This is a genomic window from Jingyaoa shaoxingensis (assembly GCF_014385005.1).
Lineage (GTDB): Bacteria > Bacillota > Clostridia > Lachnospirales > Lachnospiraceae > Marvinbryantia > Marvinbryantia shaoxingensis.
In genome coordinates, this window is record NZ_JACRSZ010000012.1 from 1 (window position 1) to 26,525 (window position 26,525).

A 26,525-nucleotide genomic window follows, 5' to 3' on the forward strand; every position below is an offset into this window, starting at 1 on the left:
AATAAATCCCTTAATTTCTGTGAGTTCCTATTCATGCGATTTCCTCCTTGTAAATAGATGTTTTCTAATTACAAGGGCCGCTTTAGCTACTGAGAACTTTGAGAAGTAGCTAAAGCGGCTGCATTTTATGACTGATTTGTCAATAGTTTATTAAAAAAAATCCCACACCACATTTCTGTGATGTGAGATTTTCTTAACTTAATGCCATTGCAGACAGCATGAAGGCTTTTTTCTCATCCGATGCATTACTGGGAAGAAACGGTGGTGATGAATTCTGCATTCTCTTACCAAATTGTACCTTGAAAGAAGCAGATAAACAGCTACAACAATTTACAATGCTTCCAAAGACTTTCTCATATCACGGTGAAAAACATACTTTTTATATATCTCTCGGATATGCAGAATATCCAACATTTGCAGCAAACCATTCACAGCTTATGCGTTGTGCAGATGCAGCTCTTTATGAAATAAAACTTCATGGAAAAAATGGATGTATGGCTTACAGAAATGGGCTCCAATCAGGAGTCCGCAAACAACTTGGATTTGCTCTTAAAGATATCTCTGAACATCTTCCAGGTGCATTTATTATATATAGAGCAGCCAAAGAAGATGATGAACTATTCTATGCAAACGTTGAGTTTCTTCATATGACCGGATATAAAAGTTTAGATGAATTATTCAGACTTACTAAAAAAAGTTTCCGTAACCTGATTCGTGAAGACGAACAAAAACAGATAGAATCAAATATCTGGGAACAGATTGACAGCGGTAATGAAAATGACTATATTCATTTTCATCTTCGAAAAGCTGACGGAACTTACCTTTCTGTGCTTGATCATGGAAGAATTGTAGAAAGCCAGCAATACGGAAAAGTATTTTATGTATTGTTCATGGATTGGGAAGATATGCAAATTCGTTACAGTGATAAATTTTTCTGGCAAGTTCAGGGCAACAGTGACTAAGCCTTTCATTAATTTTTAAAAACAAACATTTATGGCTATTTCACTTCCTCTGAGTAATACGGTACCAGTATTCTCTTCCCATACTGCAGTTCGCATCCCAGATTATTAATCTGCTGAATCTCTCGTACATAAGCTCTTCTGGAAGTATATTCTTCTGTCATAAACCGGTCTGCGATGCTCCATAAGGTATCCCCACGATCAACACGGACTTCTGTATAGTACTTATAAATAGCAGGTTTCTCTGCAGTCACTTTAAAATTACATAAAAAAATAATCAATAAAAAAGAAACAGACAATATGGATATACATAAGGATATTCGTCTATTTCTTTTAATCTGCTTTCTTCTTAGTTTCTTTTGTGTACTCATGTTTTATCCCCCATTCAATTCAGAACATTTGTTCTGTTTGAATGTATTATACAGCAAGAACATATGTTTGTCAACTTATTTCGAACATTTGTTCTTCTGTTGAAAACAAGGGTTATCTATATTATTCTCATTTAAAATATGAAATCCTCCAGCCACAACATGACTGAAGGATTCTATATTTTGATTCATTTGTTTTATTCCACTCCCAGATTCATCAGACTGCTTCCAGTGCCTGTATTACTGGTTTTATTATCTGCCGTGGCAGTTGACACACTGCTGCCTCCAAATATCTGTTTTGCTTTTTCCAGTCCGGGTCCTAATTCTTCCATGGTACGATCATAGGAATCCTGTGCTTCCTGCTGAATATCACTGATACCGGTTGTCTTCTCAAGATTCTCCACATCATCCAGTGGAAGTATGTAATACTTGGAACCGTCATTATCCTGATAACGGTATACCCAGGTTGGCAGCAGATCCACATCTTTGATCTCTACACTGCCATCACTGTTCTGATGCAGTGTCAGTGTCACCATTACTCCATCCTCCGTATGTCCGGTTGGCATTTCATCCATCAGATAAGTACGCTGATTGCTTAATGCATTTCCCTCAGAATAAATGCAGAACATATGACCGCTGCCATCAGAGGTGTCCAACACATCGATCGGCTGTTCACAGTGAGGATGTCCTCCAATGATCGCATTCACTCCCAGATCACATAGTTTTTGAGCCATCTCATCCTGATAATCCGCTTCTTCTAACTGATATTCAATCCCCCAGTGCATCTGTGCAATAATAAACTGTGCACCCTCAGACTTCATGGATGCAATATTACTCTGCATTTCTTTATAAAAGCTATCCAGATCATTGTAATCAAAAGAATTCACCAGATCCCAGTCATCTTCTGCAAGTGGAATACCATTCAGATTGGTACCTGTTCCATCTGTTTCATAGACATAATCAATGAATCCTACTTTCACACCATTGATATCTTCCACCACGTACTGCTTAGCGGTACTGTTTTCCCTGATACCGGAAAATGCGATATTTTTTTCATCATAGACCTGCATAGTACGGTGAAATCCATCTGAACCGCCATCGTATACATGATTGGTTGCCAGAAACTGAAGGTCTACGCCGCTGTCTTTGATATTCTCAATAATCACGTCCGGAGAAAGAAATAACGGATATCCTGAATACCCGGCATCCGGACCTGCCAAAGAGCCTTCAAACTCACAAGTCATAAAATCAGGTGCACTGTAGTACGGTGTAATATATTTATAAATCGTTGAAAAATCATAATTACCTTCTGCATCCGGATAAGAGTCTATGAATGGGGAATGAAGCAGCATACAGCCGGTACTTCCGATGGTTATGTCCTTTTCCGGGTATACGTAAGCTGTCTCCGATTCGGTCTGTATCTCTGTTTCCGGTTCAGGAATACTCTTCCCTGCTGCTCCTTGAATCATATTCATGCACAGAATCAACACGCCAACTCCAAGTATCGGTGTAATGATACTGGTCTTCCATTCACCGCCAAACCATTCCCGGACGAGATACTTTCCATACTCCTGAGGCGTGAGTTCTGTGCGAATATTGGCATGGCGTTTCTTTTGCATTTCCCGTTCGGATTTCCATAAAGTTATATTTCTTCGTAATTGTTTCTTAATCTTTTCCAGATTCAGACCGCCTGGAACCGATTTTGCTGAAGATTTCTTTGGCTTTTCTTCTACTGTTTTTTCTTCCGTATCATTTTCTGGTGCATCAGCCATCGAACACGTCTCTGTCTCGGATGCCAAATGATGATTCTTTTTTTCTATATCAGCACTGGATGCTGAATGATCATCATTCTGAACTAATTGTTTCGGATCTTTCTTTTGCTGATTGGTTGCCTTTGATGCCGCTTCCATGCGCCTTCTGCGTAACTCTTCCAGGCGTTTTTCCCGGCTGTATACCGCATTCCACGCCTCTCGCGCTATCGGTTTGGCTGTTGCAATCTCTTCCCCGTTTGCTTCTCCTGCTGAGCTGCTCTCTTCTGTTTTATCTTCTGTTACAGTGCGCTCTTCTATATTTTTTTCTTCTTTTTGAAGATTTTCTCTGCTATGTTCTTCGTCCATTTTATCTCCCTCATGTCTTTTAGACTTACTCTTTGATATCATAGCATTTTTCTGCATATTTGTCATCGTGCAATCTGAAAGCTTCAAATTGTTTTTCAAAATGAAAACCCCAGCGTTGTCACACTGAGGTTTTGCTGTTTATTGATTATTAATATAGTTTTTTAATCTGTCATCTTTTCTTAATACTCTGCCAAGTCCATCTGAGAGAAAATTTCCGTCTGTATTATTTTGAAAAATATCCTGTATTTCTTTGTAGGAAAATGCTCGTACCGGCTGTTGTATTGTCATCCATCCATTTTGCGTCTCCAGTGTATCCTCAGATACATACTTTTTCTTATACATTAGTCGGTGTAAAAATACCCATGAATATTCTTTATTATGGTCATTTACCATTTCATAAAAACCTACTGTCTCCAGATTTTCATCTCGTACTCTGATCCCATATCTTTTTCCATCTTCTTCTACAAGAAGTTCCTCATACAATTCCCTGCAGGCACATTTTTTAAACGTATCCAGACTAATCCCTGTTTCCAACTCTTTTTCTGGAATTCTTTCATAAGTCATATGTCCGCCAAAGGTATCATAAATATGATTTTGTAATGGGATGTTCTGCCCTTTCGCCCGTTGTTTTTCTGTCTTATCTGACAGAAGTATTTTCCCATCAGGCAATACTGCTATAATAATAGCAGTTGCATGATAGACCGGTGACGTACCATGTGCATTTCGTCTCTCAATTTTTCCTTTTACCAGTAACCGATGAAACTTTTTTTCTATGACAGGTAAATACTCTTCCATTCTGTTTATGCTTTTTCCTTCATTTTTCTTGCATACAAAGCAGCACCAATAACACTTTTTTCCTCCAGATCTTCTGCAAATATCAGTGTCAGATTTTGTTCTGGAAACGGTTTACGAACATATTTATGAGTCATCTCTATAAAGTACTCTTTTGGAAAATCCTTCATATTTGGAACGCCGCCACCTATAATCATGTAGTCAGGATCAAGAATATTAATTTCTGTCGCAACAGTTTGAGCCATACGTTGTACAAACTTTTTCAACCGTGGATCATTTCCATGGACAGTAAATATTTCACCGATTGGCAGTCCTGTAAATGCATTTTCTGCCAGCTCATTCAGGTATTTTCCTCCCGCCAGGCTTTCCATACATCCAACATTTCCACATCCACATATCTTCTTACTTCCATCCACCGGAATATGACCGATCTCTCCTGCTGCACCGTTTTTTCCAAGCAATGGTCTGCCATTTAAATATACTGCATTTCCAATTCCGGTACCAAAATAGCATCCTGTGACCAGTTCACAATCTGGAATGTGATACTTTTGCAGATCATATTCCATTGTCATACATACATCACGTTCTATATATACCGGTATATGAAATGCATCTTCCAGATATTTCTTCACTGGCAGCTGTTCCATAAACCTGATATTCGGTGCCTGTACTACCATAGTTCTGTTTCGATCTATGGTAGCAGGAAACCCAATAGAAATCCCCTCTGCTTTATATGGTACTTTGGTCATAAAGTCTATCAGGAAATTACAAAGATCGTCAAGTACATTTTCAGAATGTATTACATTTCTGACTCTGACCTTTTGAAACTGTAAAATATTCTGTTCCTGGTCAACAGCGCCAATTCGGAAAAAGGTTCCACCAATATCCACTCCAATGATACACCGTTTATCTTCCTTCATGATGTTCTCCCGCAAACCAGATACCAGCCTCTTTTCGAGCCTTTGTAATTATGTCGATAACATTTTCTGTTACAGATAACCGTTCCGTAAAATAATTCTGATCTCCTTCCAGCACTTTTTTTGTCAGATTCTGCACTTCATAATACCACCGATCCAGATCAGACTGCACGTTAAATTCTTCTTTGCCCTGTCTGGTGACCACTTCAATATGCTCTATTCCATTTGAACCATTTCTCACATAAATATAACCCTGATCTCCTTCGATTTGAGCTGAATTCACTCCCCATGTATCCTTTGCCCCTGCACATTCACTGACAAATCCAGGATATTTCATAAGCATAATTCCGGAAGAATCTACTTTTCCCGGACACATATTCGCAAAGTAAACTGCCTGCTCCGGTTTACCAAACAATGCAATATTAAAATACACATTATAATAATTGATATCCTGCAAACAACCTCCGGCAAATTCTGCATTAAATACATTTGGGATATTTCCTTTTAATACCTGATCATACCTGCTGGAATACTGGCTGTAATTACATAATACGAGTCTGAGATTCCCTATTTTATGAATTTGTTCTTTCAATATCTGAAAATTAGGTAAAAAAGCCGTTGGAGTTGCATCTATCAAATACAGTTGTTTTTCTCTGGCAATGTCTCTCAATTCTTCTATCTGTGATCTATCTGTACAAAAAGGTTTTTCACAAATCACATTTTTCCCATGTTCCAGTGCCATTTTTGTCTGCCCGTAATGCAGACTATTTGGCGATGCCACATAGACAAAATTTACGGCTGGGTCCGACATCATCTGATTCAGATCGGTATATACTTTTTCTGCACCATATTCTTTTTGCAAGGCTTCTCCTTTTTCCCTGTTTCTGGAATATACGGCAGACAGACGAATTCCCTCTGTTCTTTTTACTCCGTCTAAAATAGAATGTACAATAACTCCCGTTCCAATAGTGCCAAGTCTGATTTCATTTATCATTGAATTTTCCTTTCTGCTTTTAGCCTACCTGTTTTCCGGACTGTGCGATTTTGCAACTGCGGTAGCTTCTTCCAGAATTTCCAGAACGCGAATCACTTCTTCGTCTTTTACACATTTCTCTTTTCCGTGTTCAATTGCATCTACCAGGCTGTCATAAATTCTCTCATAATGCGCACATCCTACCGGCACTTTTTCTGTCACCCGTTCTCCGTTTTCATTCTCATAAACCAGTGTTCCCCATCTGTCTTCTGGTGCGTTAGCCCTACTGATTTTATGACGTCCTACTACTTTCTTCTTTCCAGAATTATGTACCACTGGCGGCAGCGTAAAACTTCCCTTTGTTCCATGCACTGTGAATCTTGGATAATCAATCATAACACACATACTGGTATTTACAGTTGCCTTGCTGTTTCCATAATAAAATTCCAGATCATAGTAATCATCTGCTTTTCCCGGATGATGAATACTTCTTACATCAAAATGCGTCTGATCTGGCATACCAAACATACTGATAACCTGATCAATCGTATGAACTGCCAGATTGTACAACGTTCCAAAATATGGATACCATCCATCTTCTCTGAAATAGTCATAATGACTTTCCAGTTTTACCAGATCACCAATTTTTCCACTGGCCAGTACTTCTTTTACAGCCAATACATCTGCATCAAATCGCCTGTTCTGATTTGGCATACAAATCAGACCTTTTTCTTTGGCAAGAACAAATACTTCCCTGGCTTCTTTTGCTGTTGGCGCAAAAGGTTTTTCAATTAATGCATGCTTTCCGGCATTTAAAATCTGTTTTGCATAAAACACATGAAACTGATCCGGAGTATTTACTACTACCAGATTTACTTCTTCATCATTCAGGATCTGATTAAAATCTGTTGTAAAAATGATTTCCGGATAAAATGGCTCATAAGCTGCATTCTGTGCAATATCTTCTTCCCTTCGAAAAACATATTTTACCTTTACATCATCTCTGTTTTCCACATAAGGAATATGATATTCCCTTACACTAACTCCAAATCCTACATACGCTACTGTTATCATTTTTTCCTCCTTTATAAAAAGAAGCCGTAGGTTTTCCCATGCGGCTTCTACATTTTTTCTATATTTTATTCTGCTATATAATAATTTCCACAGTCATGAAGCAAGTCAATATCTTTTTCACAGATAACGGTCACCTCAGCCAGTTCAAACACTTTACACATTGTCATTTTTCCGGCTTTTGAACTGTCTGCCAGCACATAAGTATGCTTGGAATTTCTCTTCACAACTTTCTTCTTTTGTGCTTCCTTAAGATCTGGGGTACTGACTCCGGACTTTTTAGAGAATCCGGTTGCTCCAATAAAAGATCTGTCAAAAAACATGTCTTCCAGAGTAGAAACTGTCAGGGCTCCTACCACCGATCCGGTGGACACATCTACTTCTCCGCCAACTACTATACATTCTGCCTTCGCACCTGCAAGTTCCTGGAAAATCAGTACATTAGTCGTAACAATCGTAATGTCCTTATCTCTGAGATATTTGATCATTTTCAATGGCGTAGATCCGGCATCAATATAAATTACTTCACCGTCAAATACCAGCTCTGCCGCACATCTTGCAATACTTTCTTTTGCATCGGTATTCAAAAGAAGTCTGGAATCTACCTGTGTATCCAGAGATCCTTCTTTTACAATGGACACGCCTCCTCTCATTAGATTAATGTGCCCTTCTTCTGCAAGTAATTTTAAATCTCTTCGTATTGTAGATTCAGAAACATCTTCAATACTTCCAATCAATTCTTCGATTGTTACTACGTCTCTATTTTCCAGCTTCTGAAGTATCCGCTGTCTTCTTTCATAAGGAATCATACTCACACCATCCCATTCTCTTAATGATATTATTGTATCATATTATTTCTTTTCATTAAAACAGTTTTCTGCTTTCCTGTGAAATTCTGGAGAAAATTCAGGAATTTTGCCGCAATATCCGAATATTTCCGGTTACCGGAAAACAGAAAACTGTTGCCGGGAGGCGTTTCATCCCATTTTATTGTTTCGTATTCAGGTCTTTCAGTGTCGGCATGGAATCCTGGGCACCTACTCTGCTTACTGTGACTGCGCTGCATTTTGTGGCAAATCTACATGCATCAAATAAATCCATTTCATGATTTAATGCATATATCATTCCACCTATAAAGGAATCTCCTGCACCAGTGGTCTCTATGGCATTTACCTTCTCAGAAGGTATTACTTCATGCTTTTGCCCGTTACTTACTACCGCACCCTGTTTTCCCATAGTAATAATCCAGCTATTTCCCATATCAGCAGCCTTTTTATCTGCCAGCCGACATGCTTTTTCCAGACTATCAATCACTTCATTTGCATAAAAACCTGCTTCCACTTCATTTACAACCAGAATGTCACATTTTTTCATATATTCATTCTCAAATTTTTCTGCAGGAGCTGCATTCAGAACTACTTTACACCCATGGGCTTTTGCTTTGTCAATCACATAACGGTTAATATCCATTGGAATTTCCATCTGGATCATAACATAACCAGCTTCATCCCAGAGTGATCCCAACCGGTCAACATCTTCTCTGGTAATCGCAAAATTTGCACCACGAATGATATTGGCATAAACACTTCCATCAGGCAGTACGCTGACCAGTCCCATACCGGTAGGCTCTTCTGTTCTTCGGATATATTCTGTATGAAGACCAAATTTTTCTGCTGATGCAAGAAGCATATCTCCCATGGCATCACTTCCAACACATCCTGCCATATAAGTTTCCATTCCAAGTTTTGCTGCCTGGACCGCCTGATTGGCGCCCTTGCCTCCTGCTGAAAAGGATACTTCATCTACCGGAAGATTCTCACCCAGCTCTGGTCTGTGCGGAATCTTTGTAAAAATATCATAATTTAGACTACCAACAACAATTACTTTTTTACGCATCTGTTACTCCTTATTTGTTTGATTTGCGAGCCATGAATGCTGCAATATCAGCCTGCATAAATTCAAAATAGGATGCAATAATGATAATCAGACCTGTTACTACATACTGCCAGAAAGAATCTACATTGATAACAACCATTCCTACTTTTAATACTGCCAGCATCAGTGCCCCAATAAAGGTTCCGAACGCAGTTCCACGTCCTCCGGCCATCCTTGTTCCACCAATTGCAGCTGCCGCAATGGCATTCGTCTCATATCCGTTACCCGCTGTCGCTTCTGCTGATCCAAGGGATGCCAGCATGACCATTCCGGCTACTGCTGCACAGATTCCACAGACAATATAGGCAATATATTTCGTCTTCACAACATTTACACCAGACAGTTTTGCAGCTTCCTCATTTCCTCCAACTGCGTATAAATATGCACCTGTTCTTGTTTTTGCAAGAATAATATAACCTATTACAAACACAATTACCATAACAAGAATATAATATCGCAGACCAAATACCATTTTTCCGTTAAAGATATTTCTGTAGCTGTCAGGTACATTGGTCACAGGTATACCACCGGTTACTACATATGCAATACCACGATAAAGACTCATGGTTCCTAACGTTGCAATAAAAGGCTGAAGCTTCATTCCTGTAACAAGGAAACCATTAAATGCGCCAAGAATCAGTCCGATTATAATACCAATGAGAATTGCCAGAAATGGATTCACACCATGAACTGTACACCATGCAACGCAAATACCGGTAATTGCATAGGTACATCCGATGGAAAGATCAATACCGCCTGTAATAATAGTAAACATAATTCCTACAGCCAGAATTCCATTTAATACCATCTGCTGTAATACGGTTAAAATATTATTCCACGTAACAAAAGCCGGATTCATAATAGTAAAAATTGCAGCCATTGCCAGTGTTGCAAGTGCAACAACAAGCTCACGCTTATTTTTTGCGATAAACTTATTCATCTTAGTTTCCTCCTATAGCAAAGTTCATAATACTATCTTCTATAAAATCTTCTTTCCTGGTAAGTTCTCCGGTAATCTGCCCCTCACTCATGATAATCAGACGGTCACTGATACCGATAACTTCCGGAAGTTCTGATGATACAACAATCAGGCTCTTTCCTTCTGCAACCATTTCTTCCATCAAACGATAGATTTCTGCTTTTGCGGCTACATCAACGCCCTTGGTTGGTTCATCAAATATGATAATTTCCACATCCGTCGACATCCATCTTGCAAGAATTACTTTCTGCTGATTACCACCTGACATGTTTTTGGTAAGGTAATCTACTCTTCTTGGATGTACATCCATTTCCTCAAAGAAATATTCAGCATTTTGAATTTTCTTTTTCTCATCAATAAAGCCGCCACTTAAATATTTTTCTAAACTGGAAATAGCTACATTATCCGTATTGGAAGACAGTGACAAAAATCCCTGTGTTTTACGATCTTCCGGTACAAGACCGATTCCTGATTTCAAAGCTTTTGTTGTATTCCATCTGCCTTTTATTTCTTTTCCTTTCAGTTGAATCGTTCCGCCAGTCTTTCTGTCTGCTCCGAAAATTGTTCTCATAACTTCCGTTCGTCCCGCTCCAACCAGCCCGAAAAATCCAAGGATTTCTCCTTTATGCAGTTCAAAACTGACATTATGGAAATTATTGCCACTGGAAAGATTCTCTACTTTTAAAACAATTTCATCTGTTTTCGGACTCGGTTTCAGACGACCTGCTACAGCTGCGACATTACGTCCTACCATTGCATGAATCAATTCTTCTCTGGTTGTTTTGGATACATCTAATGTTTCAATATATTCACCATCCCGTAAAATGGTTGCCCTGTCACAAATCTGAAAAATTTCTTCCAGATGATGGCTTACATATAAAATCGTAACTCCCTGTGCCTTCAATTTACGGACAACTTCAAATAACGCTTCTGTTTCTTTTAATGTTAAAGAAGCCGTCGGCTCATCCAGAGAAATAATATTTGAATGGTGGTACAAAGCTCTGGCAATTGCCAGCATCTGCATTTCTCCTGATGTCAGTGTACTCACCAAATCTTCCGCTTTAAATTTACAATTCAATTCCACAAGAATCTCATCTACATCTTTGTGCATCTTGTTAAAATCTACAAATAATCCTTTATGAGGTTCATACCCCATCGTTACATTCTGTCCAACTGTTAAATCCTTTACCACCAGCGTTTCCTGATGTACTTTCGAAATATTGCCATTTACAATAGCATCATTTGCATCCTTAAATGCAACTTCTTTTCCATGTAATAATACTTTTCCTTCATATTCCGGATATACTCCGTGCAAAATATTCAATAATGTAGACTTACCTGCCCCATTCTCACCTAAAAGAGCATGTACTTCACCTTCTTCAACAGAAAATGAAATGTCTTTCAATACGTGCGCTCCTGGGAATCGCTTATTGATTTTGACAAACTCAACTGCTTTTGCCACTGTCTCGCCCTCCTCTTTTTATTAAAATGGCAGAAATGAGTATTTCATCAAATCTGCCATTTTGCTACAGCACTTTCTGAATTATTCAGCCTTAGTATAAGTAGTATCTGTCCAGCCAATGATTTCCGCTGCGTCCTGATCTACATTTTCAGAATCAATTAAAGCCTGTGGAGTTGCAACTACACGAGGAATATCCTGTCCAGCTGCGGAACGAAGAGCAACTTCTGTCGCTACCTGAGCCATATAATATGGGAAGGAGTCAACAGTCGCATCCAGTTTGCCGGCACGAATGGAATCATATGCTTCACCAATACCATCTACACCTACTACAAGGATATCTGCTTCTGCTTCTTCCACTGCTTCGACAACACCAAGAGCCATGTCATCATTGTTACAGAAAATTGCTTTCAGATCAGGATACTGCTGAATCCATGTATTTGTTAATTCTTTTGCTTTCTGGCGATCCCAGTCAGCATTCTGTTCTGCAACGATTTCCAGTCCTGAATTGTTTTCTTTAATCCAGTCTTCGAAGCCTGCTGTTCTTTCTCTTGCTGCAAATGCTTTTGCCATACCAATTACAACGGCAACCTGTCCTTCATCACCCAGTTTATCAGAAACCCATTCTGCTGCCAGTAAACCATTCTGGTATGCATTCGGTCCTACATAATGTTCTGCTGCTGCAATCAGTCCATCATTTACATTAAATACCGGAATGCCGTTTGACTGAGCATCTTCTACTGCAGATGTCAGGTTTGAGTCGGAAATTGGGCTTGCAAGAATTGCACTGACTCCCTGGTTTACAAAATTGCTTGTCATTGTCTGCTGTCCAATTTCATCTGCTTCATCTGTTGTAGCATCAATTTCTACGCTAAAATCAGCACCGGCTGCTTTTACATTCTCTTCTGCTTTCTGGTAACCTTCTTCCAGTGTACGCCAGAATTCGTTGGAAAGAGATTTCATAACACATCCAAAGGAAAGACCGTCTGCAACCGGAACTTCTTCTCCTAAAGTTTCACGTACCTGTTCGATTGTCATGGCATCTTCTACTTTGTCTGGATTGAATTCATCTTCTGCACATACCCCAAATGCACTTCCAACTACTAATGTTGCAAACAATGCTGCTGCTAAATTTCTTCTTTTCATTTTCTTTTCTCCTTTTACATTATATTCGTTTTTTATTTCAACAGGCTCAGGATCAGTTTAGACGCGCTGACACCATCGCATTTTGAAACCACATCAGATATATTATCTACTCCTATTTCATCAATCAAATGTGAAATTTTTTCAAAGGCATCGATATTGGCCTGTGTTTCCGGCGCTGCCTCTTCTCTTCTTGGAAAAGTATCAAAAAATACCACTCCGGTATAATGATATTTTTTTAAATAATATACGAACTCTGCACACAGTCCAATGTTCACAGATGCAAAAATCAAGCCATTATCCTGTTTGCCATATCCATCGTTCATATGTAAACCAAATAACTTTCCTCTTCTTGCCGCATGTGCAATTCCATAAGAAGGACTGTCGTTCTTCATCAACATATGGCAAAAATCCAGAGTACATCCAACATTCGGTCTGTCCACTTCTTCAATCAGCAGCATCGTCATTCCGGTGCTGTCTACCATTGCAAAACTTCTTTCTTCAAATGGCTTATATTCAATGCTGATCTTCATATCCGGTGCATAATCGGCTACTTCTCTGATGCCGTCTACCATCATATCCCATGCTTTTTCATAATCCAGCTGAAACGGGTAATCGAATCCATCATTTTCAAACCACAGTGTAATTACTGAACCCCCCAGTTCTCTGCAGGCATCTATACCATCTTTGCACATTTGAATAGCTTCCTGTCTGAGCTGTAAATCCGGATTTGTAAAATTACCATTGATAAATCGGTTTCTCCATCGAATCGCAAATCCATTTACCTTCAAGTCTCCCATCGCTTCTTTGATATCGTTCAGGTCATATCCAGCAATATGTTCCGGATAATTGAATTCCAGATGTGTTAATCCATTCATCTTACGGTATTCTTTTATAGCATCCAGAACAGTACCACCTTTGAAAATAAATGAATTAATTCTTCCTGCATAATTCACTATTTTTCATTTCCTTTCTTTTATTTTCATATCTTGTAAGCATATGATAGTAATATTTTCATATTTTGTCAACCGTATTTTCGCATAAATTATAATATTTTATATTTTTACTAATTTTGTTGTATAATTATTGTGCATTATCAACATATAAATCATTCATTTTATTTCATTTGTTTTCTTTTTATTTCATTTTCAACTAACTCATCATTTTTCATTTTCTGTCAGTTTGTTCTAACTAAAGTTTGAAATTAATTGAATATTTTTAGTTCTTTTTTAAATTAAAAAGATGCAGACGGAGAATTCTCTCTATCTGCATCTTTTTAATTGATCTATTACAGTATAATTTAATGATGGAATAACCGGATTCCGGTAAATGCCATTACCATTTGATATTTGTTACAGCATTCGATGACCAGATCATCTCTTACAGATCCGCCTGGCTGTGCAATGTATTTTACACCACTCTTATGGGCACGTTCGATATTGTCACTAAATGGGAAGAATGCATCAGATCCCAGTGTTACACCATCCATCTGATCCAGCCATGCACGTTTTTCTTCTCTGGTAAGGACTTCCGGTTTTTCAGTAAATACTTTTTCCCATGCTCCATCTGCCAGTACATCCATGTATTCTTCACCAATGTAGACATCAATGGCATTGTCACGGTCTGCACGGCGGATGCCTTCTTTAAATGGCAGATTCATGACCTTTGGATTCTGGCGGAGAAGCCAGTTATCGGCCTTCTGTCCTGCAAGACGAGTGCAGTGTACACGGGACTGCTGACCTGCTCCGATACCGATAGCCTGTCCGTCTTTGACAAAGCAGACAGAATTGGACTGAGTATACTTTAAAGTGATCAGGGCAATCTTCATATCACGGATGGCCTCTTCTGTCAGCTCTTTATTTTCGGTCACAATATTGGATAACAATTCATCATTGATAGGCAGTTCCTGACGCCCCTGTTCAAAAGTGATACCGAAGACTTCTTTGTGCTCGATTGGCGCAGGTCTGTATGCCGGATCAATCTGAATCACATTATAGTTGCCGTTTTTCTTTGCTTTCAGGATCTCCAGTGCCTCATCGGTATAACCAGGTGCAATGACACCGTCGGATACTTCTCTCTTGATCAGCATGGCAGTGTCTTTGTCACAGGTATCGGAAAGTGCAATAAAATCTCCAAATGAAGACATTCTATCTGCACCTCTGGCTCTTGCATAGGCACTTGCCAGCGGAGAAAGTTCACCGCAGTCATCTACCCAGTATATCTTGGCAAGCGTCTCTGTCAGAGGAAGACCGATAGCTGCTCCGGCAGGTGATACATGCTTGAAAGATGTGGCAGCAGGCAGTCCTGTAGCTTCTTTTAATTCTTTTACTAACTGCCATCCATTTAATGCATCAAGAAAATTGATATATCCAGGTCTTCCGGATAATACGGTAATTGGCAGTTCACCGTCTTTCATATAGATTCTGGAAGGCTTCTGATTTGGGTTACAACCGTATTTTAACTGTAATTCTTTCATCGATGATTCACTCCTATTCCATTATGCTTCATTTTTATTCACAATCTTTGTCTCATATTTTCCAGTTTCGATATCAATGTATCTGACAAACAGAGATACTTTATTTTCCTCATTCAGACTGTTCCATAAAAGTTCAGTAAAGATCTCAATATCATCCTGAATTGCTACCAGTTTCGGTTCACCTTCAAAACTTGGTAACGGATTGCCATCACAGAGATAGGTATGGATAAAATGTCCTTCACCAGCTACCGGATTTTCATAGGAAAATGTATAGCGGTTGCAGGCAGCAGGATTACCGTTATTACTTTTTAAGATGGACATCTGATAATCAAATCTGCCATTTTCTACTGTCAGCATGCCGGAAATACGTGGTGTATAGTTCGGTGCATCCGGTTCAAACTCGCGGCTTCTTAATGACTGCTCAAATGTAAGTCCCGTGGATACGCCTTCGTATACCGTGTCGGTCTGGTCTCCGTTGGTTACAATCGTTTCTTTTCCAAGTACACGTACCGGTGCGTAAATAATCAGGCTTGGATCCGTCAGCTTGGATGGATCATATGCCTGCGTACGAATACCCTCTCCCTCTGTCACAAAGACACGGTTGCGGCTATTCTCGCTGCGTCCCATAATAAAGTAAGCAGTCACTGCATATTTTCCATCTTCGGATTTACCGATGACAATTCCTCTTCCAGGATATGCGTTTTCCTTTAATTCCTGCTCTAATGATAACATTTTCATAAGTTTTCTCCTTTCAGTTGGTAAAATAGAGTGTCCTTATTAAGTGCACCTTACTGTAAGATGATTTTCAGACAATAAAAAACCTGGGGACGCACTTATTGAAAGACGTCACCCAGGCGGTCGGCTTAAGAAACGTTGTACTCCCTGTAGGTTTGCCCTACTAATCCGCCAGTCGTACAACTTCTTTTATCTTACACTATTCTTTTCAAATTCTCAAGTCCTTTTTCGTTGCATTTCCGGGAAAAGTATTATATACTGGTAATAGAATACATGTTCGGGAGGACACAAAATATGCCATATGGAAAAATCAGTCCGAAGCAGGCTGAGATCTTAGAATATATCAAGAATGAAATCATCAACAGAGGTTTCCCCCCTACAGTCCGTGACATCTGCGATGCTGTGAATCTAAAGTCTACCTCTTCTGTCCATTCACATCTGGAGACTCTGGAGCGCAACGGATATATCCGTCGTGACCCAACCAAGCCAAGAGCCATCGAGATCGTGGATGATAATTTTAATCTTGCGAGAAGAGAACTGGTGAATGTACCTGTTGTGGGCCGTGTAGCAGCCGGCGAACCTATTCTTGCAGTGGAGAATGTAGAGAACTATTTCCCAATTCCGGCTGAATTTATGCCAAACAGCCAGACTTTTATGCTGAATGTGAAAGGGGAAAGTATGGTTAATGCAGGTATCCTGGACGGTGATCAGATTCTTGTGCAGCAGCAATCCACTGCTGAGAACGGAGAGATTGTAGTAGCTCTGATTGATGATAGTGCTACGGTCAAGACTTTTTATAAAGAAGATGGTTATTACCGTCTCCAGCCGGAGAATGATGCCATGGAACCAATCATTGTACAAGGCGAATTACAGATTCTGGGCAAAGTTATCGGTGTATTCCGTTTCTTTCACTAGACAGATATGACAAAAGACCGTATAGAAGAACATGTCTCTTCTATACGGTCTTAGTTTTTGCACTTTATTACAATGTCCAATTATCCCCAGGGCAGCCATGGCTGAACCCTTCTTTTACTTTAGCTCATCCAGTGAAATGGTCTTGCCGTCTCTCCATATTCTTTCCAGATCATAGAACAGACGATTCTCTGAATCAAATACATGTACAATAATATCACTGTAATCCAACAGTACCCAGTTGGCAGTTGCGTAACCTTCCATCTGTTTTGCTTCATAGCCGGCTCTTCCCAGTGTCTCATCTACATTATCTACCAGAGCCTGTACCTGATTCTTGTTCGTACCGCTTGCAATAATAAAATAATCTGCCAGGACAGATACTCCTGTAATATCAATAACCTTGATATCTTCCCCTTTTTTATCTTCCAGTGCCTGTACTGCAAGTTTTACCATCTCTTTTGACTTTGCATTTTCCATTCGGTTCTCCTTTACTTTGCAGAATCTCTCTGCTCCCTATAGTATTCATAGGTTTGCATGGTCATCGGGTCCATTTTTTTTGAAGACTTTTCCAGATACACCAGAGTATCTGAAAGAATCTTAAACAGTGTTTCATCCAGATCCACAAACGCCATCTTCCGCACTTCTTCCAGATTCGATGCTTTACTTCTCATTGGTTCAATATAATCCGAAATATAAATAATTTTATCCAGAAGCGTCATAGCCGGTTTGCCTGTGGTGTGACATGCAATGGCATCCAGAATCTCCGCGTCTTCGATATCATACTTTTCTTTTGCAATATAGGCACCCACTTTTGCGTGAAGCAAAAAAGGACTGCACTTTTCAGCTTCTGTGATTTCAATATGATTTTTTTCACAGATCTTCAGTTTTTTATTGTCCGGTATACATTTGGCACAGTCATGAAGAATACCGGCGATCTGAGCTTTTTCCAGGTTTTCTCCATACCGCATAGCCAGCGCTGCTGCTGTATACATGACCCCTTCTGAATGTTCAAAACGATCACGATCCAGATATTTGCGCAATGCTTTTTTTGTTTTTGAAAAATTATAACTCATCTTAGATCTACACTTCCTGATTTTCTTTTGTCTGGGAATATTCTAGCCCTGATACAGTCCAGTATTCTTAATGTAAGATATCACTGAATCTGACAGATAATACCGTACACTCCTGTCCTCTCTGATCCAGTCACGCAGCATGCGGGATGACACATCCATGTTGGGTACATCCAGTACCCGGATATCAGCCCCGTATTTCTGTGTCAGATGCTGTATCTGAAGTTCCATGGACTGATCGCTGACATGATCCCTGACTGCTGCTACCAGCACTGCCAGTCTGGCAATCTGATCAGGATCCTTCCACTCTTCGAAGGTAAACAGGGAATCTGCACCCATGATAAAATAGTATTCTACCTCCGGATTCTGGGCTGTTAATCTCTCCAGGGTCTCTCTTGTATAAGAATACCCCATCTCATGGGCATCATCCAGAGAAAGGGTAAAATGAGGATTGTCCTCAATGGCAAGACGCACCATCTCGATGCGTTCCTCCAGAGATGCCCTGTTGATCCGGTTCCTTTTGTGTGGCGGATTACCAGATGGCATAATCAGCACTTCCTCCAGACCAAACTGATAATAGGCCCGCTCTGCGAGAATTAAATGGCCCACATGAACGGGATCAAATGTTCCACCTAAAATGCCTATTTTTCTCTTCATTGGTTTTCCCTCATTATTTTGGAAGCATGATTTTCTTTTTGTTTTCCTTGCCCTCTTTATATAACACAATCTTCTTGCCGATCACCTGGACTACCTGAGACTTGGTGCGTTCAGATACTACCTGTGCCAGTTCCTTCGGATCATCCATACAGTTCTGAAGAACGCTGATCTTAATCAATTCCCGCGCTTCCAGAGCTTCTGCGATTGCCTTTGTGTTTTCCGGTGTCAGGCTGGATTTTCCAATCTGGAAAATCGGATCCATGGTCATCGCAAGACTTTTTAAATATGCTCTCTGTTTACTTGTCATGCTATTTTCCTCTTATTTATAATAATCAAATGCAAGACCATACATACGGACAGTATCACCTTCCTGTATGCCTGCGTCTTCAAGTTCCTGTAAAATACCGGTATCTTTTAAGAAATTCTGGAAGAATAAGAATCCCTTTTCCGATTCCAGATTGGTATAACCCAGCATCTTCTCAATCTTAGGCCCTTCCACAATATAAGTATGATCGTCTTCCTCAGATTTGGTAACCGTATACGGAAGATTGTCATCGATTCTTACTTCATCCGGGAAGAATTCCTGTTCAAATACTACCGGTTCCTGTGGAAGCTCATTTAACAGATCACGTACATAATACAGTAGTTCCTTCAATCCCTGACCGGTTACTGCTGAGATCGGAAATACCTTGATACCCTGTGGTTCAAATTCATCCTTCAGCTTCTGAATCGGGTCTTCATCTTCTTCCGCGTAGATCGCATCAATCTTATTCGCAGCAATGACCTGTGGTCTCTTTGAAATCTCTTCGTTGTAAGCACGTAATTCCTCGTTTATCTTGTAGATATCTTCAATCGGATCTCTTCCTTCTGTAGATGCAGCGTCTACCAGATGGATCATGACCTTGGTACGCTCAATGTGACGCAGGAATTCGTGTCCAAGTCCCACGCCTTCAGATGCGCCTTCAATCAGGCCGGGAATATCTGCAATGACAAATCCGCTGCCATCTAAGTCTACCACACCCAGATTCGGGCTTAATGTGGTGAAATGATAATTGGCAATCTTTGGCTTGGCATTGGTTACATGAGCCAGCAGTGTGGATTTACCCACATTCGGGAATCCTACTAATCCCACGTCTGCGATCACCTTCAGTTCCAGAGTAACTACCAGTTCCTGTGCCGGCTTACCTGGCTGTGCATACTTTGGCACCTGCATAGTAGCGGTAGCAAAATGCTGGTTGCCAAGCCCCCCTCTTCCGCCTTTTAAGATGACCTGTCTCATATTATCGCCAGACATATCAGCAATAACTTTGCCACTCTCTGCATCTTTGATGACAGTTCCTTCCGGAACCTTTAATACTATATCGGAGCCATTTGCACCATGACATCTTGATTTCCCACCATTCTCACCTGGCTGCGCACTGAACTTATGTTTGTGACGGTACTCTCCCAGCGTCGTCATTCCCTTGTCTACTTCGAAAATGACGTCACCACCTTTTCCTCCGTCACCGCCATCCGGTCCGCCAGCTGCTACAAATAACTCTCTTCGAAAACTGACATGTCCATCGCCGCCTTTGCCGGAACAAATCGTGATTTTCGCTCTATCTGCAAACATATTTTACCTCCGTACAAAAATGGCTTCAAACCGAAACGATTTGAAGCCAACTTTTTACTCTTCTGTTACAGGAATGACAGAAACGATCTTCTTGTCTCTTCCTTTTCTCTGGAATCTTACAACACCATCTGCTGTAGCAAATAATGTGTCATCTCCACCGCGTCCTACATTTAATCCTGGATGGATCTTTGTACCACGCTGTCTGTAAAGGATGTTTCCAGCTTTTACAAACTGTCCGTCAGCTCTTTTCGCACCTAATCTCTTAGATTCGGAGTCTCTACCGTTCTTTGTAGAACCAACACCTTTTTTATGTGCGAAGATTTGAAGGTTCATATTTAACATGTCCTACACCTCCTTGAATACTAATTCAATATACTCATTACCGTAAGTCTTCTGTACAGACTGAACACCCAATATATAGGACCGCATCAGAAGCTGACCTTCCTGGGAAAGCTCACCATCTAATCTCAGTTCGATCAGTCCGTCACCGGACGTCACATCCATACCGTCTTCTGTAAATTCCTCAATAGAATTCACCAGATTCACTGACAATACAGACACAGCGGCACAGATAATATCATATCCTTCCTCTGCATATCCTGCATGTCCCTCACTGCGGAAACCTGTATATTGATCCTGTCTGCTATACACAGTAATCTTAATCATAAAGATTAACCATTGATCTTTTCAATCTTAACCTGTGTGTACTGCTGTCTGTGACCATTCTTTTTATGATAGCCAGTTTTTCTCTTGTACTTGTAAACAATCACTTTTCTAGCTTTGCCGTTCTTAACAACTGAAGCTGTAACTGTAGCGTCTGCTACATCAGCACCAACTTTAAGACCATCATTGCTTACAGCAAGAACCTGATCAAAAGTAACAGTCTCACCTGCTTCTACACCAAGCTTCTCTACGTTAATGATATCGCCTTCGGCTACTTTGTACTGTTTACCACCTGTTGCAATAATTGCGTACATATGGCACCTCCTATTATCATTACTCGCTAAATACGGTAGCTGCATCGCAGCATTTGAACCTCATTATGCGGCATACTTCATAAATCTAGCATAACTCTTTCACATTGTCAATGCTTTTTTCTATTTTTCTGATCTTTTTTCGATTATTTTTCTGAGACTTTTTCCAGTGCTTTCATCTGTTCGGCTACGGTCTTTCTGGTTCGTTTTCTAGTGATCTCCACCAGCCCCAGCGGAGTCATGTCTACCAGAACCGTCAGTACAGGATCCTGTTTTAAGAACTTTCGCATCTCAGAAAGCAGATATTCGTTGTTCTCTTCTTTTTTCATATTGATGAAATCAATGATGATGATACCTGCCAGATTGCGCAGGCGGATTTGTCTGGCAGCTTCTTTTGCAGCTTCCAGATTGATTTTCAGAAAAGTTTCTTCTGACTGCTTCTTTCCGTCATATTTTCCGGTATTCACATCAATGCTGGTCAGTGCCTCTGTCATCTGGATCACCAGATAACCGCCGGATTTCAGCCAGATCCGCTCCCGCTGCACTTCGTCAATTGCTGTCTCCACCGGATACTTTTTATACAAGGGCTGCAGCTTATCCTGATAAAAAGTCAGCTTGTCCAGATCTTCCGGCTGAAAGCCTTTCAGGTAGCTTTTTACCTTTTCGTAGATAGTGTCAGAATCAGTAAGGATCTCTTCCAGTTCTCCTGATCTGGCGCCTTTGATCAGATCCAGATATTCCGCACCGGTGCTGTGCATACAGGTGCCCCAGACACGGTGTATGGCGGTATCCGTAAGCTTCCTGCAATATTCCTGAAGATACTCTGCTTCTCGCAGGATTTGCTCTCCTGTGGCTTCCTGCGCATTCGTACGGACAATCCAGCCAACGCCTTCGTCCACAGACAGCAAAGAGTGCCAGTTAACACCGTCCCCAATGGCTTTTAGCTTGGAGGAGACGGATATCTGCCGGCTGCCAATGACTGCCACCAGATATCGTCCGGATACGGTAAGCTCGGCTGATAAAGCCAAAGCTTTTGTTTTCACTGCATCCTTTTTGATCTGAACCAGCAGTTCATCACCCTGCTGGATATTCTGGGATGCACCTTTTTTCGTATAGAACGGTGCCATCCGCTGATCCAGTGCATAATATCCTGTCACACCATTTCCCAGATCCAGAAAGGCACAACGGATATTTTTCACCACATTCTGTACCCTGCCAATATAAATATCTCCTACCTGATATCCAGCCTCTGGCTGTTCCAGGCAAATATCGACGGGATGGCGGTCTGAAAATGTAACAGAAGCCAGTCCCTCATGATAAGAAGTAATGACTAATTTAGAGGACAATGTCTTCACCCAGACTTTCCAGAGATACCAGTTTCCGTTCCTCTTCTGTTCCGATGTCCGCATATACCTCATCCCGGTTCACTGACAGAGCAAAGGAATGCAGCTCGAATCCTTCATTTTTCAGGAATGCACTCATCACCAGTTCCGGCTTTAAGTTGGCTGCACTTCCGGTAGCCAGTGTCATATGCACGTTATCTCCATCCACGGATAACGCATAAATCATCGGACGGATATCGGTCTCTACTTCACTTTTCTTCGTCTTTTTGAGAATTACAATGGAATCTTTCTTTGCAAATTCTTCCAGGCGCTTCTGCCATCCATCTGCCGGTTCATATCCAGGGCGGAAAGATACCGTATAATCTGCGGCAGCCACCAGAGACATTGCTTTACCTGCCTTGCCCTCTTCGATCTGGCGAAAACTTAAGACTTCCATGCCTTCTACCATGACTTCATTTAACTGTCTTATGGCATCTGCAGAAGCAATCGGAGATTTGATCTCAATGTCCATGTATTCTCCGTTGCTGGTCAGTCCAACACCCAGAGGTGCTGCAAAGGACATAATCATATGGGGGCTGAAGCCTTCTGTAAATGCAATATCGATATGGGCACGGCGCATAGCCTTCTGAAAATAACGCATGATATCCAGATGTCCGATAAATCGCATCACGCCCTGTTTAGCAAATTTAATTCTGATTTTCAAAGCAGACACCTCCTTTATAACATGCTGCACCGCAGCCTGCACATTTCTGACGACAGTTCACCGTTACTTCTTCCTGATGGGCTCTTTCCCATTCTTTTAACAGATGCTTTTTCGTCACACCAATCTGAATGAAATCCCATGGCAGCTTTTCTTCCAGACTTCTTTCTCGGTGTACGTAGAAATTCATATCCGTACCGGTACGCTCCAGGGCATCCACCCATTTCTGATTATCAAAGGTCTCAGACCATGCATCATAGATACCGCCATGTTCGTACACATCCTTCAGCACCTCTGCCACTTTGCGGTCTCCCCTTGCCAGCAGACCTTCCAGTACGGAAACATCTGCCTCATGCCAGTTGTAACGGATACTCTTTTTATTTAACTGATCCTTGATCTCATGGTTAACAGTTCTGGCACTGCCAAGGAATTCGTCAATGGTGCACATTCTTGCCCACTGGAACGGGGTAAATGGCTTCGGCACGAAGAAAGATGTGCTGACCGTAATCTGACACTTTCCATTTCTCTGATCCTTCGGGATCTCATAATAACGCTCTGCTATCTTCTCGGCCAGATGCGCGATCTCCTTCTGGTCTTCCGGTGTCTCTGTCGGCAGCCCCAGCATAAAATATAGTTTTACCTTATTCCAACCACCTTCAAAGGCTTCTCCTGCACCTTTAATGATGATCTCTTCCGTCAATCCCTTATTGATGACATCACGCAGTCTCTGGGATCCTGCTTCCGGTGCAAAGGTCAGGCTGCTCTTTCTGACATCCTGTACTTTGTTCATCACATCCAGAGAAAAAGCATCGATTCGCAGAGATGGCAGGGAAATATTTACCCCACGCTGTCTGCATTCGTCAATCAGGAAGTTCACCAGTTCCGGGAGCTTGGAATAATCACTGGAGCTCAGGGAACTCAAAGAGATTTCTTCATGCCCTGTAGATTCCAGCATGGCAATGGCCGTCTTTTTCAGCATCTCCACATCACGTTCTCTGGTTGGACGATACAGCATACCAGCCTGACAGAAACGACATCCACGAATACATCCTCTCTGAATCTCCAGAACCACACGATCCTGAGTAGCCTTGATAAATGGCACGATCGGTGCAGTCGGATAGGTAGCATCAGACAGATCCATCACTATCTGTTTCTCGATCTGTTTCGGTACACCTTCACGATTTGGTGTGAAATCTGCAATGGTTCCATCTTCGTTATAAGTCACATCGTAAAACATTGGTACATAGATGCCAGGGATCTTTGACGCCTGATACAGGAACTCTTTACGACTCAGTCCCTGCTTTTTACATTCTTTATACAGATCCACCAGTTTGAAATAAACCGTCTCACCCTCCCCAATATAGAACAGGTCAAAAAATTCTGCCAGCGGTTCCGGATTGTAGGTACAAGGACCACCGCCGATGACAACTGGACAGTCCTCTCCACGATCCGTAGCTTTTAAAGGGATCTGGCTTAAGTCAATGACCTGAAGAATATTGGTGTAGCACATCTCATACTGGATGGTAATACCAAGGAAGTCAAAGTCTTTAATTGGATCCTGGGATTCCAGTGCAAACAGCGAAATATTCTGTTCCCGCATCACCTTGTCCAGGTCTACCCATGGAGAATAGACGCGTTCACACCAGATGTCTTCTCTCTTATTAAACATATCGTAAAGAATCTGAATGCCAAGATGGGACATACCGATCTCATAGACATCCGGGAAACACATGGCAAACCGGACATCAATCTTTTCTTTATCCTTCATCACTGAGTTCACTTCATTGCCGATATAACGCGCCGGCTTCTCAATACTCAGTAAAATCTCATCGCTTAACGCTAATTTTCTCATACTTTTCCTTTCAGAAATCATCCTAATAACGGGTACGCGTGAAAACCTATTTTTTCACAGTATTCCTATTATATACGGAATATAGAGGAAGTTCAAGGGCAAATAAAGTCTTCATATGTAAAAATATTGCCCGGACGAATCCGGGCAACATCATTAACTTTCACACCACTGTCTGTATTCATCCAGCCTCTGGATATATCCTGCAAATTCAGGAACGGTAAAATCCAGTTCTTTGTATCTTACCGGATAGATAATTCCTTTATTGATTAGCTGCGCTCTGGTTGTGGAAATAGAATTTACATTTTTATGAAGATTTTTTGCAACATTGGAAATCGTACAAGGCAACCCGCCACATTTTACCATTGCAAAGACAAATTTTTTATCCGTCTGGGCACATCTCTCATATCTTGATTTGAAGAATCCTTCATCTAATGTTTTCAGAAAGTCAGATATACAGGACTCTACATTTGAAATCTCGATCTTGTCAGAATCTGTTTTTTTATATACAATCTGGCAAAGCTGCTGAATAAAGAATGGATAACCTTTCGTAACATCTATGATTTTCGCAACAGCATCTTCTGTATAGGATACATGGAATTTTTTAGCTGGTTCCGCGATTGCTTTTTTAGACTGATCGTATGTTAAAGAATCCACCTGCTTATATAAAAACAGTCTTTCAGAATAGGATTTTTCATCAGAAAGCATTTTATATATTTTAGGGAGTCCGGCGCCCACTACCATCACCGGATATCCTAACTGATTCGTCCGGTGAAGGGCTGCTATCAAAGATCCAAGCTGGTTCTGCTTCATATATTGAATCTCGTCAATAAAGAAACAGATCGGAGTGTCTGTTTTCTGCGCAGTCTCTCCAATCGTGGTAAATACATCTGTCAGGCTTTGAGTCAGATTGCTGGAAAGGTACAATTCTCTGTCCTGCAGGGAAAGTGAAAATGTATTGTCATTTGGATTAAATGAAATCATCAGGGACTTGATGGCATCCAACGGCTTCTGCACTAAGTGCTTAAATTTTTCTTTTGCACTTACTGTTCTTAAAAATGCCTGAGAGCATTCTGCTATCTGTGATATAAAATCATTTCTCTCTTCGATCTCGATATGTTTGCAAAAAATTCCTTTTTCTTCGGCAATACTTTGAAGTTTATTGATTAATACCGTTTTTCCCACTCCACGAAGTCCGCTGAATATAATAGACTGCGTTGGAATATTCAATGTCAAAGCCTCAAACATCTGCTCCACATTCTGAATATCTTCATCTCTTCCCGCTATATATCCAGGCATTAATCCCGCACCCGGTCTGTATGGATTAATCTTAAACATTACGTTCACCTCCGTCTTTTCTTATAGTCTAACGCAACTTTACGTATGTTTCAACTTAAAATCGCTGCTGATCGCAGGAAAATTCCTATAAATTATAATTATAGAAAAAGCACCGCATATATCATTAACTTTTCCTTTTTCATGAA

The 26,525-nt window shown here is 40.7% G+C and carries 28 protein-coding genes and 1 riboswitch; of the genes, 2 read left to right on the forward strand and 26 right to left on the reverse strand.

The annotated features are described in order from the left end of the window. The first annotated feature begins 206 nt into the window (after nucleotides 1-206). The gene (locus H8716_RS17740; protein ID WP_330606612.1) at nucleotides 207-962 is read left to right on the forward strand and encodes a diguanylate cyclase domain-containing protein; all 756 of its coding nucleotides are present in this window, start codon (nucleotides 207-209) and stop codon (nucleotides 960-962) included. 35 nt (nucleotides 963-997) lie between these two features. Here H8716_RS17740 and H8716_RS11680 read toward each other — a convergent pair whose 3' ends face one another. From H8716_RS11680 to H8716_RS11745, 14 genes are all read right to left on the reverse strand, one after another. Continuing rightward, nucleotides 998-1,330 carry a LysM peptidoglycan-binding domain-containing protein gene (locus H8716_RS11680; protein ID WP_249309023.1) on the reverse strand — a complete coding sequence of 111 codons (333 nt, stop codon included), beginning with the start codon at nucleotides 1,328-1,330 and terminating at the stop codon, nucleotides 998-1,000. Between the two features lie 194 nt (nucleotides 1,331-1,524). Continuing rightward, complete coding sequence (locus H8716_RS11685) at nucleotides 1,525-3,444, reverse strand: CapA family protein (protein ID WP_249309024.1); 1,920 nt, start codon at nucleotides 3,442-3,444, stop codon at nucleotides 1,525-1,527. A gap of 138 nt (nucleotides 3,445-3,582) precedes the next feature. Beyond that, entirely contained in the window at nucleotides 3,583-4,239 is a 657-nt protein-coding gene (locus tag H8716_RS11690; RefSeq protein WP_249309025.1) for a hypothetical protein, read from the reverse strand. Nucleotides 4,240-4,244: 5 nt separating this feature from the next. After that, nucleotides 4,245-5,156 carry an allose kinase gene (alsK, locus tag H8716_RS11695; protein WP_249309026.1) on the reverse strand — a complete coding sequence of 304 codons (912 nt, stop codon included), beginning with the start codon at nucleotides 5,154-5,156 and terminating at the stop codon, nucleotides 4,245-4,247. Next, nucleotides 5,143-6,147 (reverse strand): Gfo/Idh/MocA family protein, encoded by a 1,005-nt coding sequence (locus H8716_RS11700; protein WP_249309027.1) that lies wholly within the window; start codon nucleotides 6,145-6,147, stop codon nucleotides 5,143-5,145. The genes alsK and H8716_RS11700 overlap by 14 nt, the downstream gene beginning before the upstream one ends. A gap of 24 nt (nucleotides 6,148-6,171) precedes the next feature. Next, the gene (locus H8716_RS11705) at nucleotides 6,172-7,200 is read right to left on the reverse strand and encodes a Gfo/Idh/MocA family oxidoreductase (RefSeq protein ID WP_249309028.1); all 1,029 of its coding nucleotides are present in this window, start codon (nucleotides 7,198-7,200) and stop codon (nucleotides 6,172-6,174) included. A gap of 65 nt (nucleotides 7,201-7,265) precedes the next feature. Further along, entirely contained in the window at nucleotides 7,266-8,006 is a 741-nt protein-coding gene (locus tag H8716_RS11710) for a DeoR/GlpR family DNA-binding transcription regulator (protein WP_249309029.1), read from the reverse strand. Between the two features lie 178 nt (nucleotides 8,007-8,184). After that, the gene (locus H8716_RS11715; protein WP_249309030.1) at nucleotides 8,185-9,093 is read right to left on the reverse strand and encodes a ribokinase; all 909 of its coding nucleotides are present in this window, start codon (nucleotides 9,091-9,093) and stop codon (nucleotides 8,185-8,187) included. A gap of 10 nt (nucleotides 9,094-9,103) precedes the next feature. After that, complete coding sequence (locus H8716_RS11720; protein ID WP_249309031.1) at nucleotides 9,104-10,072, reverse strand: ABC transporter permease; 969 nt, start codon at nucleotides 10,070-10,072, stop codon at nucleotides 9,104-9,106. 1 nt (nucleotide 10,073) lies between these two features. Next, entirely contained in the window at nucleotides 10,074-11,573 is a 1,500-nt protein-coding gene (locus H8716_RS11725; protein ID WP_249309032.1) for a sugar ABC transporter ATP-binding protein, read from the reverse strand. Nucleotides 11,574-11,654: 81 nt separating this feature from the next. Further along, entirely contained in the window at nucleotides 11,655-12,716 is a 1,062-nt protein-coding gene (locus tag H8716_RS11730; protein WP_249309033.1) for a substrate-binding domain-containing protein, read from the reverse strand. Nucleotides 12,717-12,748: 32 nt separating this feature from the next. Further along, on the reverse strand, nucleotides 12,749-13,669 hold the full coding sequence (locus H8716_RS11735; protein ID WP_249309034.1) for a sugar phosphate isomerase/epimerase family protein: 921 nt from the start codon (nucleotides 13,667-13,669) through the stop codon (nucleotides 12,749-12,751). A gap of 344 nt (nucleotides 13,670-14,013) precedes the next feature. Continuing rightward, nucleotides 14,014-15,189, reverse strand: a complete 1,176-nt coding sequence (locus H8716_RS11740; protein WP_249309035.1) for a phosphoribosylaminoimidazolecarboxamide formyltransferase — start codon at nucleotides 15,187-15,189, stop codon at nucleotides 14,014-14,016. A gap of 21 nt (nucleotides 15,190-15,210) precedes the next feature. Next, on the reverse strand, nucleotides 15,211-15,927 hold the full coding sequence (locus H8716_RS11745) for an IMP cyclohydrolase (RefSeq protein ID WP_249309036.1): 717 nt from the start codon (nucleotides 15,925-15,927) through the stop codon (nucleotides 15,211-15,213). 103 nt (nucleotides 15,928-16,030) lie between these two features. After that, nucleotides 16,031-16,113, reverse strand: a riboswitch (ZMP/ZTP riboswitch). Between the two features lie 105 nt (nucleotides 16,114-16,218). Between H8716_RS11745 and lexA the strand changes: the two genes are divergently transcribed. Then, nucleotides 16,219-16,839 carry a transcriptional repressor LexA gene (lexA, locus tag H8716_RS11750; RefSeq protein ID WP_249309037.1) on the forward strand — a complete coding sequence of 207 codons (621 nt, stop codon included), beginning with the start codon at nucleotides 16,219-16,221 and terminating at the stop codon, nucleotides 16,837-16,839. Nucleotides 16,840-16,953: 114 nt separating this feature from the next. Here lexA and rsfS read toward each other — a convergent pair whose 3' ends face one another. The 12 genes from rsfS to H8716_RS11810 all read right to left on the reverse strand — a co-directional run bounded on the left by rsfS (nucleotide 16,954) and on the right by H8716_RS11810 (nucleotide 26,379). Then, nucleotides 16,954-17,313, reverse strand: coding sequence for a ribosome silencing factor (gene rsfS, locus H8716_RS11755; RefSeq protein WP_249309038.1), 360 nt, complete (start codon nucleotides 17,311-17,313; stop codon nucleotides 16,954-16,956). A gap of 11 nt (nucleotides 17,314-17,324) precedes the next feature. Then, nucleotides 17,325-17,909 carry a bis(5'-nucleosyl)-tetraphosphatase (symmetrical) YqeK gene (gene yqeK, locus H8716_RS11760; protein ID WP_249309039.1) on the reverse strand — a complete coding sequence of 195 codons (585 nt, stop codon included), beginning with the start codon at nucleotides 17,907-17,909 and terminating at the stop codon, nucleotides 17,325-17,327. Between the two features lie 42 nt (nucleotides 17,910-17,951). Beyond that, nucleotides 17,952-18,563 carry a nicotinate-nucleotide adenylyltransferase gene (gene nadD / locus H8716_RS11765; RefSeq protein ID WP_249309040.1) on the reverse strand — a complete coding sequence of 204 codons (612 nt, stop codon included), beginning with the start codon at nucleotides 18,561-18,563 and terminating at the stop codon, nucleotides 17,952-17,954. Between the two features lie 13 nt (nucleotides 18,564-18,576). Continuing rightward, the gene (gene yhbY / locus H8716_RS11770; RefSeq protein WP_249309041.1) at nucleotides 18,577-18,870 is read right to left on the reverse strand and encodes a ribosome assembly RNA-binding protein YhbY; all 294 of its coding nucleotides are present in this window, start codon (nucleotides 18,868-18,870) and stop codon (nucleotides 18,577-18,579) included. 12 nt (nucleotides 18,871-18,882) lie between these two features. Then, nucleotides 18,883-20,175, reverse strand: a complete 1,293-nt coding sequence (gene obgE, locus H8716_RS11775) for a GTPase ObgE (protein ID WP_249309042.1) — start codon at nucleotides 20,173-20,175, stop codon at nucleotides 18,883-18,885. A gap of 54 nt (nucleotides 20,176-20,229) precedes the next feature. Next, nucleotides 20,230-20,517 (reverse strand): 50S ribosomal protein L27, encoded by a 288-nt coding sequence (rpmA, locus tag H8716_RS11780; RefSeq protein ID WP_117449318.1) that lies wholly within the window; start codon nucleotides 20,515-20,517, stop codon nucleotides 20,230-20,232. Nucleotides 20,518-20,520: 3 nt separating this feature from the next. Continuing rightward, the gene (locus H8716_RS11785; RefSeq protein ID WP_249309043.1) at nucleotides 20,521-20,841 is read right to left on the reverse strand and encodes a ribosomal-processing cysteine protease Prp; all 321 of its coding nucleotides are present in this window, start codon (nucleotides 20,839-20,841) and stop codon (nucleotides 20,521-20,523) included. 5 nt (nucleotides 20,842-20,846) lie between these two features. Then, nucleotides 20,847-21,152 (reverse strand): 50S ribosomal protein L21, encoded by a 306-nt coding sequence (gene rplU, locus H8716_RS11790; RefSeq protein WP_249309044.1) that lies wholly within the window; start codon nucleotides 21,150-21,152, stop codon nucleotides 20,847-20,849. A gap of 143 nt (nucleotides 21,153-21,295) precedes the next feature. Continuing rightward, nucleotides 21,296-22,558 carry a ribonuclease E/G gene (locus tag H8716_RS11795; protein WP_249309045.1) on the reverse strand — a complete coding sequence of 421 codons (1,263 nt, stop codon included), beginning with the start codon at nucleotides 22,556-22,558 and terminating at the stop codon, nucleotides 21,296-21,298. Then, nucleotides 22,485-23,204: a TIGR03936 family radical SAM-associated protein gene (locus H8716_RS11800; RefSeq protein WP_334299714.1), complete on the reverse strand. Its 720-nt coding sequence runs from the start codon at nucleotides 23,202-23,204 to the stop codon at nucleotides 22,485-22,487. The genes H8716_RS11795 and H8716_RS11800 overlap by 74 nt, the downstream gene beginning before the upstream one ends. Then, complete coding sequence (locus tag H8716_RS11805; RefSeq protein WP_249309047.1) at nucleotides 23,179-25,044, reverse strand: TIGR03960 family B12-binding radical SAM protein; 1,866 nt, start codon at nucleotides 25,042-25,044, stop codon at nucleotides 23,179-23,181. Before H8716_RS11805 ends, H8716_RS11800 begins: the two co-directional genes overlap by 26 nt. Before the next feature lie 153 nt (nucleotides 25,045-25,197). Continuing rightward, nucleotides 25,198-26,379 carry an ATP-binding protein gene (locus H8716_RS11810; protein WP_249309048.1) on the reverse strand — a complete coding sequence of 394 codons (1,182 nt, stop codon included), beginning with the start codon at nucleotides 26,377-26,379 and terminating at the stop codon, nucleotides 25,198-25,200. Nucleotides 26,380-26,525: the final 146 nt, after the last annotated feature.